Below are 13,603 nucleotides of genomic sequence, written 5' to 3' on the forward strand. Positions count from 1 at the left end.
CCCGGACGGTAATAAATATACAGAGGATGATAATAGAGCCGCGGCGTTTATGAAACCTTTACCGGGTATCCCACTGCGGTAAACAGTCGGAAAATCGATTAGTTGTACAAAAAGAAGGCAAACGCACCCCTCAACGTAGTAAAGCGAATACCGCTTCGCGGTACGGAGTGCTACTTTAAAGGAAGTGAAAACGTTGATGAGTCGTGGTCAGCCCGTAGAGCAGAAACGTTAATGCATCATTAATAAGAGACAATGTAAGTTTATGACGGATAACCAGCAATATTCACTGCCTACCAAGGCAGGTGATAATCGGCAGTTAGGCGAATTGGTTGGCTCGGCTTTTGCCATCGAAGCGGCACGGATTGCAGAGCAACACGATGGCCTCGTCGTATTAATTGCCAGTGATATGCAAAATGCGTTACAGCTCACAAGTGAGGTAGCCCAGTTCACCACGTTGAGTGTCAACACGCTCCCAGACTGGGAAACCCTGCCTTACGATAACTTCTCGCCGCATCAAGACATCATTTCGAGCCGCTTATCGATGCTCTATCAGCTGCCGTTGATGGAAAAGGGCCTCCTCATTTTGCCTGTCAACACCCTTATGCAACGGGTCTGTCCGCATAGTTTCCTTCATGGCCATGCACTTGTGATGAAGCGCGGCGATAAGCTGTCGCGGGATACGCTGATTCGCCAACTCGACCAAGCTGGCTACCGCCATGTCGAACAGGTAATGGTGCATGGCGAGTATGCCACGCGCGGTGCATTACTCGACCTGTTCCCGATGGGGAGCGACGCCCCGTATCGTCTTGACTTTCTCGACGACGAAATCGATACGCTACGCTCCTTCGACGCGGACACGCAGCGTACGCTGCATGAGGTCGAGGCTATTAGCCTACTACCTGCTCATGAGTTCCCGACCGATAAAGCCTCGATTGAACGTTTTCGGACTCAGTGGCGCGAAAAATTCGACGTCCTGCGTGAAGCCGAGCACGTTTACCAGCAAGTCTCTCGGGGGACTTTACCGGCGGGGATCGAGTATTGGCAGCCACTCTTCTTCGACGAGCCGCTCTCCCCCCTATTCAGCTACTTCCCGGCGCAGACCCTACTGGTGAATACCGGAGATCTTTCGGCGAGTAGCGAACGTTTTTGGCAAGATACGGCTAGCCGCTATGACAATCGCCGCGTCGACCCGATGCGACCGTTGCTAGCGCCGAATGAATTATGGCTCGCGCCAGATACCTTACATGCCGAACTGAAACAGTGGCCGCGTATCCAGCTGCATTGCGATAAGTTAGCGAAGAAAGCTGCGAACACTAACCTTGGATATCAGACACTACCGTCGCTGCATCAGCCCGATGCGCTGCATAACCCGCTCGAACCGTTACGCAAGCTACTCGATGCCCATCCGGCCTATCGCACCGTCTTCTCTGTTGAAAGCCAAGGGCGACGTGAACGTCTGCAAGAGATGCTGGCACGGATCAAGCTACGCCCTTCAGCGATCAGCGACTTCTCACAGGCTCAGGCACCGGGCGCCTACTTGATGGTCGGCGCGGCTGAGAAAGGCTTCATCGCCGATAAACAGCAATTGATTGTGATCTGTGAGAACGATTTATTGGGCGAGCGCGTCGTGCGCCGTCGGCAAGATACGCGACGTACGATTAACCCCGATGTATTAATTCGTAACCTCGCTGAGTTGCATCCCGGGCAACCGGTAGTGCACCTCGATCACGGCGTAGGCCGTTACGTTGGTATGACGACGCTAGAAACCGGCGGCGTGACGGCCGAATATCTGGTGCTTAACTACGCGAACGACGCCAAACTCTATATTCCGATCTCCTCGTTACATCTGATTAGCCGTTATGCAGGAGGGGCCGACGATAATGCGCCGCTGCATAAACTAGGCAGCGATGCGTGGAATCGCGCGCGGCAGAAAGCGGCTGAAAAAGTTCGTGATGTAGCGGCTGAATTATTGGATATCTATGCGCAACGAGCCGCGAAGACTGGCTTTACGTTTACTCAGAATCGCGAGCATTATCAGCAATTCTGCGCCTCCTTCCCTTATGAAACGACCCACGACCAGAACCAAGCCATCAACGCTGTCCTTAGCGACATGTGTCAGCCACTGGCGATGGATCGCTTAGTCTGTGGTGACGTGGGCTTCGGTAAAACGGAAGTCGCGATGCGCGCCGCCTTTCTCGCGGTGGAAAATAACAAACAAGTCGCCGTATTGGTTCCTACCACCCTTCTAGCGCAGCAACACTACGATAATTTTCGCGACCGCTTCGCCGACTGGCCGGTGCGCGTAGAGATGCTATCTCGGTTTCGGAGCGCCAAAGAGCAGAGCCAGATATTGCAAGAGGCCGCCGACGGTAAGGTGGATATCCTCATCGGCACGCATAAACTATTAATGAGCGACCTGCAATGGGCCGATCTCGGATTACTCATCGTCGATGAGGAGCACCGTTTTGGTGTCCGCCATAAAGAACGTATCAAAGCGATGCGTGCCGATGTCGATATCCTAACGCTTACCGCTACCCCAATCCCACGTACGCTTAATATGGCGATGAGTGGCATGCGCGATCTCTCGATTATCGCCACACCTCCGGCGCGTCGTTTGGCCGTGAAAACCTTTGTGCGCGAGTATGACGCACTCGTCGTGCGCGAGGCGATCTTGCGTGAGGTATTACGGGGGGGACAAGTTTACTATCTGTTCAACGACGTAGAGAATATCAATAAGGCAGCTGAGAAGTTGGCAGAGCTTGTGCCCGAAGCGCGCATTGGTATCGGTCATGGTCAGATGCGCGAGCGTGAACTGGAAAAAGTAATGAACGACTTCCATCACCAGCGTTTCAATGTCTTAGTCTGTACCACCATCATCGAAACGGGGATCGATATTCCTACCGCGAATACGATTATCATCGAGCGCGCGGATCATTTCGGCCTCGCGCAGCTGCACCAGCTCCGTGGCCGGGTCGGCCGCTCGCATCACCAAGCCTATGCGTGGTTACTTACCCCACATCCGAAAGCGATGACGGCCGACGCGCGTAAGCGTTTGGAGGCCATCGCCTCGTTGGAAGATTTAGGTGCTGGTTTCGCCCTCGCCACTCACGACCTTGAGATCCGCGGCGCAGGTGAGTTACTCGGCGACGACCAAAGTGGTCAGATGGAGACCTTGGGCTTTACCCTGTATATGGAATTACTGGAAAATGCCGTTGAGTCGCTCAAAGCGGGGAAAGAGCCGTCACTCGAGGATCTTTCTCAACGCCACACCGACGTTGAGCTGCGTCTGCCCGCACTGATCCCGGATGACTTTATCTCAGATATCAATACCCGTCTCTCGCTGTATAAGCGTATTGCCAGCGCCAACGAAAGTGCGGAACTCAACGATATCAAGGTTGAGATGATTGACCGCTTTGGCCTACTTCCCGATGCTACGCGCAATCTGCTAACGCAGACAGAGATCCGTCTGCAAGCAGAATCATTGGGCATTACTAAGATTGAAGCGGGTGAGAAAGGCGGATATATCGAGTTTGCCGAGCAAAATCAGGTCGACCCCGGCTGGCTCATTGGCTTATTACAGCAAGACCCAATGCAGTGGAAACTTGAAGGCCCGGTCAAATTACGCTTCGTCCGAGACTTAAGTGAACGACAACAACGCATAGAGTGGTTGGTTGAGCTACTTGCGCAGATGGATAACCAGCGCGTCCCTGCTCACTAATCTGTTAAGGGTGCCTTCTATTGCGAGAAGGCGCCCTCTTAATCAACTTTTTTGTACGGTCGGTTCATTGAGCTTTAAGTTGCCATCGTCATCGAGCGGGATCACTGAGCCAGGCTTGTGATCCATGACAATCGTTCCCTCTTTCTTGCCGACTTTATAAGTAACATTATAGTTTTTAATACGCGATTCTTGCGTATAACGCGTGCTACAGCGTTGATGTGAGGTTTGATAGGTATCGCTATTTTGTAAGCTCTGCTGTGCCTGATTACCGGCATACCCCCCCGCCAATGCCCCGGCTACTGTCGCAATATCGCGTCCATGCCCACCCCCAAACTGATGACCTAGCACCCCGCCTGCCACTGCCCCTAGCACAGAACCGGTAAGACGGTTTTCATCTTGTACCGCTCGACGATGAACGACGTTGACATTACGGCACACCTCATGGGGCGTTTTAATCGTTTCGGTTTGCGGCTGAACGGCGATTACCTCAGCAAACTGAGGCGTCTGTTGCGCAAAATGGCTACCGGCGACCGCAGCAACCCCTAAGGCGGCTAATGCGCCAATCCCAACTCCCGCAATTAATGATTTATTCATCTTATCTCCTGCAATTTATTCTGATTGATGGCTACAGGCTGGCAGCACGATGCCCTGCCAAGTTGAGAGCAGTCTGCCAAAACATTTCACTACCAGCTATCGGAATAATGGAGAAAATAGAATATGTGACTCTCTAAAGCAGCGATTCGCTATTTTATCGGTCTAATCAGGGGAACAGCGATGATTAAGGCCGCCAAGCGGCGGCCGAGTGGCTTAGTGGAGCTTTAGTTTAGGACGGATCACCTTGTTGATACTGCCTGAGAGCATCATCAAACCGGTGCGGAGGTACCCGTGTAACGCCACCTGATGCATGCGGTAAAGTGACAGATAGACCATACGCGCAATGCGCCCTTCCACCATCATTGACCCATGCATAAGGTTGCCCATCAAGCTACCCACGGTACTAAAGCGCGATAGGGAGACCAATGAGCCATGATCTTTATACTTATAAGCCGTCTGTGGCTTACCTTTACGCGCCGCTGAGATATTTTTCATGACTTGTGAGGCCATCTGGTGCGCAGACTGCGCGCGCGGAGGGACAAATCCGCCTTCCGGTAAGGCGCAGCTTGCACAGTCGCCAATCGCATAGATATTTTCGTCTCGCGTCGTTTGTAACGTAGGCTGTACGACGAGTTGGTTAATACGGTTGGTCTCTAATCCGGCAATCTCTTTCATAAAATCAGGCGCCTTGATCCCAGCCGCCCAAACCATTAAATCTGCGGCAATGAAATCGCCCTGCTTGGTGTTGAGTCCATCACGCTGTGCGCGGGTAACCATAGTGCCGGTTTTCACTTGCACACCTAATTTTGTCAGCTCTTGATGCGCGGCGGCGGAGATGCGCGTCGGTAACGCAGGCAGGATACGCTCTCCTGCTTCCACTAAGGTAACGTTGAGAGCTTCACGACCGAGTGTCTTATAGCCGTAACTATTCAGTTGTTTAACCGCATTGTACAACTCGGCAGAAAGCTCTACCCCTGTCGCGCCCCCCCCGACAATGGCAATATTGACGGGTTTATCATTTTGCTGGGCGGAGGAGTGCTTAAGAAACTGGTTAAGCATTTCGTTACGAAAGCGATGCGCTTGTTGCGGATTATCGAGGTAGATACAGTGGTCTTTTACGCCCTCGGTGCCGAAGTCATTAGAGGTACTCCCCAGCGCCATCACCAACGTATCGTAAGGCACGTTACGGGCGTCAACCAGCAGATTGCCTTGTGCATCGTGAATAGGGGCCAGTTCCAGGTGTTTCGTCTCGCGGTCGATATTGACGAGGCTACCCAGCTGAAATTGAAAGTCATGGTGGTGAGCATGGGCAAGATAACTCAGGGCATCGATCCCTTCATCCATCGAGCCTGTAGCAATTTCGTGTAACAGCGGCTTCCAGAGATGCGTCGGATTACGATCAATCAACGTAATGTCTGCTTGTCCCCGACGTCCAAGTTTATTACCTAATTGCGTGGCAAGTTCTAGACCGCCCGCACCGCCGCCTACAATTACAATTTTTTGTTTTGTCGTAGTCACTTGACCCCCAAAGATTAACCTTTCCTAGTTAAATTAATGTTAAGAATAAACTTAATTAACATAGGGTTATAAAGTAAAATCGTTCACTGATTTCAGCATAGCACGCTCAGATTATTCAGCGTAATAAATTTGATCTGAATCAAGTTGATTGGCACAGATGCATAAATTAAGTTGATTGGTAGGATAAAAAAGCGGGGATGAAGAGGAGCAAAAGCTCCTCTTAGCAGGGGTTAGCGCGCGAGATGTTGTTTAGCTTCTAACCAACGCTGTTGATAGGTGGCGAGGTTACGATGGTTCGCGACCCAGCGCGTATGGTTATGGCGGGTCGCCCAAGAAAATTGCCCTCGGTGGTATAGCCCTTCTAACCCGGCTGCACGAGTGATCGGTAACTCATCCAGAATACTGATCACGCCGGGACGATGGTTACAGACCAGTATGGCGTCACAGCCAGCATTCAGCGATTGCCGCGCACGCTCCGGGTAACTGCCCATCACGGCCGCACCCTCCATATGCAGATCGTCGGAGAAGATGACGCCTTTAAAGCCAAGTTCTTGGCGCAAGACTTCTTTCAGCCAGTATGCCGAGCCACTCGCAGGGCGATCATCGATGGTAGGATAAATAACGTGCGCGGGCATCATCGCATCCAGCTGTTGCTGTTCGATGAAATGGCGGAAAATCGCCATATCGTGTTGACGGATCTCACTGGCCTCACGTAAATCGATCGGCGTCTCTTTATGCGAATCCGCAACCACTGCGCCGTGTCCGGGGAAATGCTTACCCGTTGTCTTCATTCCCGCACTGTGCATCCCTTCCATAAAAGCGGCGGCGACAGGGAGAACTTGCTCTTTCGACTCGCTAAACGCGCGATCACCAATCGCTAAACTAATATGACCAAGATCGAGAACCGGCGCGAAACTTAAATCGATATCCATCGCCGTCATCTCACTCGCCATCTGCCAGCCGGTTTCACGGGCAACCGTCAGCGCATCGTCGAGAGTATCGCTGAGTGCGAGAAAGGATTGCATGGCCGGGAGTTGAGTAAAGGCGTCACGAAAACGCTGAACACGACCCCCCTCTTGATCGACAGCCACCACTAAACGCGTGTGCGAGGCTTGACGGATTTGTTTAACCAGATGAGCGAGCTGCTCGGGGTCGTGGTAGTTGCGCGCAAATAAAATAACTCCACCGGTCAGTGGATGCTGTAAGAGTTCGCGTTCTTCCGCGTCGAGCTCATACTGCTCGACATCCAGCATTAGTGGCCCTGGGGTAGCGTTCATGTAGTGTCCTATCGTACTCAGTTCATGAAGATAAAAGGTTTTGCCAGCTCTGGGTGGCCAGTTGTTTCATCAGCGGCTGCTGCGTCTGTTCTGCCTTAAGTTGATACCAGCTAGCCTGTAGAAGGCGCAGCCAAGGCTGCCAACGCTTAACCTGTATTCGTAACGTTTCAGTATCGAGCGAAAAGGCTTGCGCATATGCCGTAATCCACGCAGTGGCCTGATCAGCATCTTGTAGACACAGCGTCGCTAACTCAAGTGCAATATCACCATCCGCGCTATACTCCCAATCGATTAGGACTAATCCCGTCTCGGTGGTAATCACGTTACCGGGATGTAGGTCCATATGTAACGGGACTAACCGTAAGGGGTGCGGTTCACCTCGGCGTTGTAAGCGTTGCAATTCGCTGAGCCAGCGCGGATGTCGCTGCCGACATAACTGCCAATAGCGCTGTAATAATGTTACCAACGGCAAGCGGTAGCCCAACAAGGGGTGTTGATGTAGCCGAATCAGTAAGGCAATGAGCTCAGTATTTTCCGGTGAAAAATCGCTGGGCGCGAGGGTGCGACCTTGCGTCCATTCTACCCGTAACTCCCCCGCAGCGAAGCCTTTCGCTTTACTTCCCAGCCGGGCACCACGCAGTTTTCGAAGAATGCGGTACTCTCGCTGGCGGTTAACGAAAGGGAGAGGCTGTAGGGGGGTAAGACGATGGATCTCATCCTGCTGTGTGCGAGGGCGCCAACTATTGCCAGATAGCCCTGGCAATAGTGACCAATCGTTATTAATAGCTGGCTTTGCCACTACCCGTCCAGATAATCTCGCCAGTGTTGACTAGCATTAATTGCATTTGCACGCGTGCCGCTTTGATATCGCCGCGCGTTGTGGTGTAGAGAACGTATTGCGCGTTAAGATTACGCGCCAAACCAATCGCTTTCCCGCGCGAATTTAGGCTGTCGTTAGGCGAGATCCCTAAGGTCTGCTTCGCTTGGGCAAGTTGAGCGGCGGTGACTAGGTTAAATGACGACCCAGAAAGTGCCTGTGTCAGCGCCGAATTCGCATTATCGGTTTGGATCGAGCCATTAGTGCTGTTTTTGATGCGATCAACGAGTAACACGCTACCTGAAGTAATGCCTTGGGCGTGAACCATTTTGCTCACTAACGGTTGCACCGTGGCAGGCCAATCGATTGACGTGAGCTTTGGTGCCTCGGGGACAGGCTGCGGCTGGGTCACCGGCGGCGGGTTGTGTATCTCTGGCGTTTTCTGGCCAGGCTGTGTAGTCAGTGGCGGTGTCGTCGAGCCATTGCCCGGTTCAACCGGCGCCGGTTTCTGAGATTGGTTGATGACACAACCACTCAATAAACAAGCGAATAAGAGTGAGCTGCTATATTTTAAGTATTTAGTCACGGTAACGTCCTCACAGAGAAATATAGATACGAACCTGACGAGCATTCACGCTGCCAGAAGAAGAGAGTAATTCGCTAGAACTATGTGCCGGTACCCGCATCAGCTGTTGTTGCGCGCCGTGAGGAATATCCAAGCCTTGCTGGTCATACCAAAAGTACTGATAATGGATAGTTACCGGAACGTCACGGTCATTGTAGACCCGTGTCGTCGCCGCGGGAGCTTGTTCACTATTGATGATCGGCGCATCGGCAGTAATGCCCGCTGATAGCACTTCAGACCCCATCACTAAGGGTTGAGAAATCGTGATCATCTGCGGCTGACTACTACAGCCCACGATGGCGAGTGCCGCGAAAACGGTCACACATAACAAGCGCATTGGCGACGTTCCTCTCATTGACGCGTCAACATCGGACCCAGCAGTTTCCCACCTAAAAGGTGCATATGGATATGGTAGACTTCTTGTCCACCATGTTGATTGCAGTTAATAATCAAGCGATATCCGTCTTCGGCAATCCCTTCCTGCTTAGCTAATTTTGCTGCAACCGTCATCATCCTACCCAGCGCGCGCTCGTGTTCGTCCGTAACATCATTCATGGTCGGGATCAGGACATTAGGAATAATTAAAATATGGCTTGGGGCCTGCGGGGAGATATCACGGAACGCAGTGACTAAGTCGTCTTGGTAAAGTTTCTGCGCCGGGATCTCATCACGAATTATCTTGCTGAAAATCGTCTCTTCTGCCATGTCATTCCAATCCTTTTTGTCAGCTCGCCATCGTTGGGCGAGCAAATTTATGAGAGCGTTAAGCGTTCACGAGCAATATTAAATAATTTAGCAAAGTTTTCGGTTGTCTGCTCAGCGACTTGCTCGACAGATACCCCTTTTACTACGGCTAAATACTCCGCAACATCACGGGTATAAGCAGGCTGATTGGCTTTGCCGCGATAGGGAACCGGCGCGAGATAAGGGGAATCCGTTTCAACAAGGATCCTATCTAACGGGACAAAGCGTGCAGCCTCACGGATCTGTTCGGCGTTTTTAAAGGTTAAAATCCCCGAGAAAGAGATATACATCCCTAAATCTAACAGCTTTTTAGCTGTATCACGATCTTCAGTAAAGCAGTGCAGTACACCCCCGCAGCGCTCCACGCCGCCTTCGGCGAGAACGCTGAGCGTATCTTCACGCGCATCGCGCGTATGCACGATCACCGGCTTGTTAAGCTCACAGGCGACTTGCAAATGGTCACGGAATGCCTGCTGTTGGGTAGCCCATAGCTCAGGGGTCTTATGATAGAAATAATCGAGTCCCGTCTCGCCCAGCGCGACAACTTTTGGATCGCTGGCAAGAGTACGTAGGCGGTCAATATCCCAGTCATCATCAAGATTAAGGGGGTGAACGCCGCAAGAGAGAGCAACTTGTTGATAGTCAGCCGTCATCTGGTGTAGCGTGGAGAATGCCGTCAGTGTCGTCGATACCGCCAGCATAAAACGGACGTCACGAGCCGCCGCTTTATCGATCACCTCGGCTAAGTTCCGATGTTCTTTTTCGTAATCTAATCCATCAACATGGCAGTGCGAATCAACTAAAAACATAATGCTCTCTATCACTTAATATTAATTATCTAGCGCAGCTTCCCACGCTAATAAGACATCACTTATCACTAACTCAGTGTTGAGCTGTGGTGTTTGTAATAACAGTGTATGACACTCCCGCCATTTTGCGAGGAGGGTTTGTAATCGGTATTCATCCATCGCCTGGCTCAGATGATGACTCGTCTCAGGGTTATCCACATGCGTTAACCACGTTTTCCCTCCTCGCTGCAGTTTCAACGCATCGAGTAAGTAAGCCATCAGCCAATAAATTTTTTCACTACTGGGTTCGTCGAGTAACAACGGCAATAATTGCATCGGTTGCTGGGGTATCGCCTGTATTAGCCCTTCGCCCAGCCGCGCCCTTTCCTGCCAACGCGGTGAGGTTATCAACGCTAAGGCTTCACCCGGCACACCCGCCGATAAGCGTAACGCCGTCAATAAACTCTGTTCCGTAAGTTGGCTCTCGCGTGATAACCACGCAAGGCCCTGAGACTCGTCGGGCGGGCGTATAGTCAGTGCGACACAGCGACTACGCAGGGTCGCCGGTAACTGGCTAGCCTGCGACGTGGTAAATAGGAACCAGCAGTTTTCTGGCGGTTCTTCTACGGTCTTAAGTAAAGCGTTGACTGCGGCTTCTGAAAGCTGCTGCGCATTATCCACCCAAATAACACGCGCCCCACCTTGTTGTGGGGAGTGCCAAATTTTCTCGCAAGTGTCGCGTATGCTATCAATACCGATCTGCTGCTTGCCTTTCTCAACGGAAATCGGGTACCAATCGGGATGGTTATTCGCCAACATAAGCTGACAGCCGTGACAGTGGCCACACGCTTTATGCCCCTCTGGTGTTTCACAGAGTAGCCAGCGAGCAATCCCCCAGACTAAGGCTTCAAGCCCCATGCCGCGGTGGGCCTGCAGCAGTAATGCGGGATGCGCCTGATGTGACTGATGTTGCTGCACGATCTGCTTATAATGAGGCGTTAACCACGGAAACCACTGCATTATAGCTGTTCCTTAAGCCATTCGCGTAAGCTTCGCTGTACCGCTTGCTGAACCTGGTCTTGCGGCTGGGTAGCATCAATGGTCAGAATTGTCGGGTCGGCCGCGGCGAGTTCGCGATAACGCCGATGCGCCCGGTGAAAGAAATCGAGCGACTCTTGTTCGATGCGGTCGAGTTGTCCGCGTGCACGTGCGCGTGATAGCCCGATCTCAGGGGTCACATCAAGATACAAGGTGAGATCCGGGGCAAAGTCGCCCAATACGGCCTGTTTAAGGGTCGCCATCATAGAACTGTCTAGCCCTCGTCCTCCCCCTTGATAGGCTTGTGAGGAGAGGTCATGGCGATCACCAACTACCCATGCGCCTCGTGCCAGAGCAGGTTTAATCACGGTATCGACCAATTGAGCGCGCGCTGCATACAGTAGCAAGAGTTCAGCATTAGGGGTAATAGTCTCGCCCTCAATACCCTCTTTCACGAGCTGTCTTAGCGCCTCGGCCAGCGGCGTACCGCCCGGTTCACGGGTAAACACGATATCGGTGATCCCTTGAGCCTGTAACTCCGCGACGAGTTTATCGCGAACCGTGGTTTTACCTGCCCCTTCTAACCCTTCAATAACGATAAACTTACTTTTCACTGGTTTTACGCTCGTTTTCGACTTTACGCCATGCTTTCACGGCTTGATTGTGGTTAGCCAAGGTCGAAGTGAAGGTATGTCCACCTCGCCCATTCGCCACAAAGTACAGAAAATCGCTGGTTTCAGGATGGGCCGCAGCCTCTAGCGATGCACGACTAGGGATCGCGATAGGTCCAGGCGGTAGCCCTGGGATTACGTAGGTATTATACGAAGTAGGTTTTTCTAACTCCGCACGCGTCAACACGCCCTGGTAATCACTGCCAAGCCCATAAATAACCGTTGGGTCGGTTTGTAGTCGCATCCCTTTACGTAAACGGTTCACGAACACCGATGCCACTTTTCCACGCTCAGCCGCTACCGCCGTTTCTTTTTCGATGATCGACGCCATGGTAACTAGCTGATTAATATCCTTGTAAGGAAGATTCGCTTCACGACCCTCCCATACCGTTTTCTGTAGCTGAACCATCCGGTCACGCGCTTGTTTTAGTACGCTGATATCTGAGCGTTTAGCCGTATAGTAGTAGGTGTCTGGAAAAAAGCCCCCCTCCAACTCTGCGGGTTGTATCCCCAGCGCCTGCGCGACAGTCGTTGATTGATCATCGGCAAGTTTATGAGTGATCCACGGCGCATCGCGCAGCGTCTTCAACCAATCCTCAATACGTTGTCCTTCTACAAAACGCACAGGGAATTGCGCTTCCTTGCCACTGGCCAAGAGCGTTAGTAATTGGCGTACAGTCATACCCGGCGTTAGACGGTAAGTTCCCGCTTTAAATTTCGCCAGTTGTGGCTCGACTTTTAACAACCAGCCGAACCAAGGCCCACGCGGCACAATGTGCTGTGATTCAAGTTGTTGCTCTAATACCACGCGGCCCGACCCGGCGGGTAAGGTATAAATCGTTTCTTGCTGGACCAACAGCGGATGCGCGGCAAAACGCTTAACTTGCCAGAGGCCAGCAGCGATTAAAATGATACATAAGATCACCAGCCCTAAGAGGCCCTTACATTTTTTCTGCATAACTTAACTCGCGGTAAATCCTAATTTGATGAGTGCTGCCATCGCCTCGCCCACCGGGTATTGCCACTGGTCAATACGGGTAACTGGCAGCACTGGCATTAAGGCATTACAGATAATCACTTCTTCTGCCTGTTCAAGTACATCACGCGTCTGGGTGACGTGGCGACAATGGTACCCTTCTGTCTCTAGGGCTTCAATCACTAAGCCTTTCATGATGCCCTCTACACCACTATGTGTAAGCGCAGGAGTATAAAGCTGTTGCCCTTTACGCCAAATAATGTTGGCCGCACAACACTCTATAATGTGCCCTTGCGAGTCGAGAACGAGGGCTTCTTGGGCATTCTGGCAGTCAAGATAGCGCTTGATGAGTACTTGCTCTAACCGATTTAAATGTTTGATACCGGCTAGGTAGGGATTCATCCCCAAAGAGATAGGGCTGGTGATTAACGCTACCCCTTGCTGTTGCCAGGTGGTGTAGTGGGTAGGATGAGGGGCTAACGATAGAATACGCTGGGTATCCGTACAGCCTGACGCACTGTAGCCCCTCCCGCCGACGCCACGCGTTAATATAATTTTCAGTACGCCCCGTTCACTCTGCTGGGCGAGCGAGAGGATCTCTTGCTTTAACTCGGCCCACGCATCGAACTGAATACTCAGCCGTTGGCTATCCCGCGCTAAACGGTCCAAGTGCTGTGCTAAATGGCGCACCTCTCCAGCGATAACCTGTGCCGTGGTAAAACAGCCATCACCAAATTGTAGACCGCGATCCAAGCTAGAGAGTTGCGAGGTTTTGACACCATTGATTAACTGCATACGATAAGCCCTATCGTTGGCAAAAAAAAAGCCCGATAAACG

General features: G+C 51.9%; 13 protein-coding genes. 1 reads left to right on the forward strand and 12 read right to left on the reverse strand.

Features of this window, described 5'->3' with window-relative positions:
• Positions 1–262 precede the first annotated feature (262 nt).
• The gene (gene mfd / locus HGT70_RS07420; RefSeq protein WP_214195453.1) at positions 263–3,718 is read left to right on the forward strand and encodes a transcription-repair coupling factor; all 3,456 of its coding nucleotides are present in this window, start codon (positions 263–265) and stop codon (positions 3,716–3,718) included.
• 42 nt (positions 3,719–3,760) lie between these two features.
• Here the strand turns inward: mfd and HGT70_RS07425 are convergent, their stop codons facing one another.
• The 12 genes from HGT70_RS07425 to pabC form a co-directional block, all read right to left on the reverse strand.
• Positions 3,761–4,312, reverse strand: coding sequence for a glycine zipper 2TM domain-containing protein (locus tag HGT70_RS07425; protein WP_071429607.1), 552 nt, complete (start codon positions 4,310–4,312; stop codon positions 3,761–3,763).
• A 213-nt stretch (positions 4,313–4,525) separates the two neighbouring features.
• The gene (locus HGT70_RS07430; RefSeq protein ID WP_214195454.1) at positions 4,526–5,830 is read right to left on the reverse strand and encodes an NAD(P)/FAD-dependent oxidoreductase; all 1,305 of its coding nucleotides are present in this window, start codon (positions 5,828–5,830) and stop codon (positions 4,526–4,528) included.
• A gap of 230 nt (positions 5,831–6,060) precedes the next feature.
• A complete protein-coding gene (gene nagZ, locus HGT70_RS07435) occupies positions 6,061–7,083 on the reverse strand; it encodes a beta-N-acetylhexosaminidase (RefSeq protein ID WP_214195509.1) in 1,023 nt (340 codons plus the stop codon).
• A 46-nt stretch (positions 7,084–7,129) separates the two neighbouring features.
• Entirely contained in the window at positions 7,130–7,906 is a 777-nt protein-coding gene (locus HGT70_RS07440) for a phosphotransferase (RefSeq protein ID WP_157725266.1), read from the reverse strand.
• Entirely contained in the window at positions 7,887–8,510 is a 624-nt protein-coding gene (gene lpoB / locus HGT70_RS07445) for a penicillin-binding protein activator LpoB (RefSeq protein WP_071429601.1), read from the reverse strand. The genes HGT70_RS07440 and lpoB overlap by 20 nt, the downstream gene beginning before the upstream one ends.
• Before the next feature lie 10 nt (positions 8,511–8,520).
• On the reverse strand, positions 8,521–8,886 hold the full coding sequence (locus tag HGT70_RS07450) for a YcfL family putative periplasmic lipoprotein (RefSeq protein ID WP_071429599.1): 366 nt from the start codon (positions 8,884–8,886) through the stop codon (positions 8,521–8,523).
• 14 nt (positions 8,887–8,900) lie between these two features.
• A complete protein-coding gene (gene hinT / locus HGT70_RS07455; RefSeq protein ID WP_071429597.1) occupies positions 8,901–9,254 on the reverse strand; it encodes a purine nucleoside phosphoramidase in 354 nt (117 codons plus the stop codon).
• A 47-nt stretch (positions 9,255–9,301) separates the two neighbouring features.
• A complete protein-coding gene (locus HGT70_RS07460; protein WP_071429595.1) occupies positions 9,302–10,102 on the reverse strand; it encodes a YchF/TatD family DNA exonuclease in 801 nt (266 codons plus the stop codon).
• Positions 10,103–10,123: 21 nt separating this feature from the next.
• Positions 10,124–11,101 carry a DNA polymerase III subunit delta' gene (gene holB, locus HGT70_RS07465; protein WP_071429593.1) on the reverse strand — a complete coding sequence of 326 codons (978 nt, stop codon included), beginning with the start codon at positions 11,099–11,101 and terminating at the stop codon, positions 10,124–10,126.
• Positions 11,101–11,733 (reverse strand): dTMP kinase, encoded by a 633-nt coding sequence (gene tmk / locus HGT70_RS07470; protein WP_071429591.1) that lies wholly within the window; start codon positions 11,731–11,733, stop codon positions 11,101–11,103. The genes holB and tmk overlap by 1 nt, the downstream gene beginning before the upstream one ends.
• Positions 11,723–12,748 (reverse strand): endolytic transglycosylase MltG, encoded by a 1,026-nt coding sequence (gene mltG / locus HGT70_RS07475; RefSeq protein WP_214195455.1) that lies wholly within the window; start codon positions 12,746–12,748, stop codon positions 11,723–11,725. The genes tmk and mltG overlap by 11 nt, the downstream gene beginning before the upstream one ends.
• Before the next feature lie 3 nt (positions 12,749–12,751).
• Entirely contained in the window at positions 12,752–13,561 is an 810-nt protein-coding gene (gene pabC / locus HGT70_RS07480; RefSeq protein WP_071434951.1) for an aminodeoxychorismate lyase, read from the reverse strand.
• Between the last annotated feature and the right edge of the window lie 42 nt (positions 13,562–13,603).

The sequence above is a fragment of the Rosenbergiella collisarenosi genome (assembly GCF_018494085.1).
Classification (GTDB): domain Bacteria; phylum Pseudomonadota; class Gammaproteobacteria; order Enterobacterales; family Enterobacteriaceae; genus Rosenbergiella; species Rosenbergiella collisarenosi.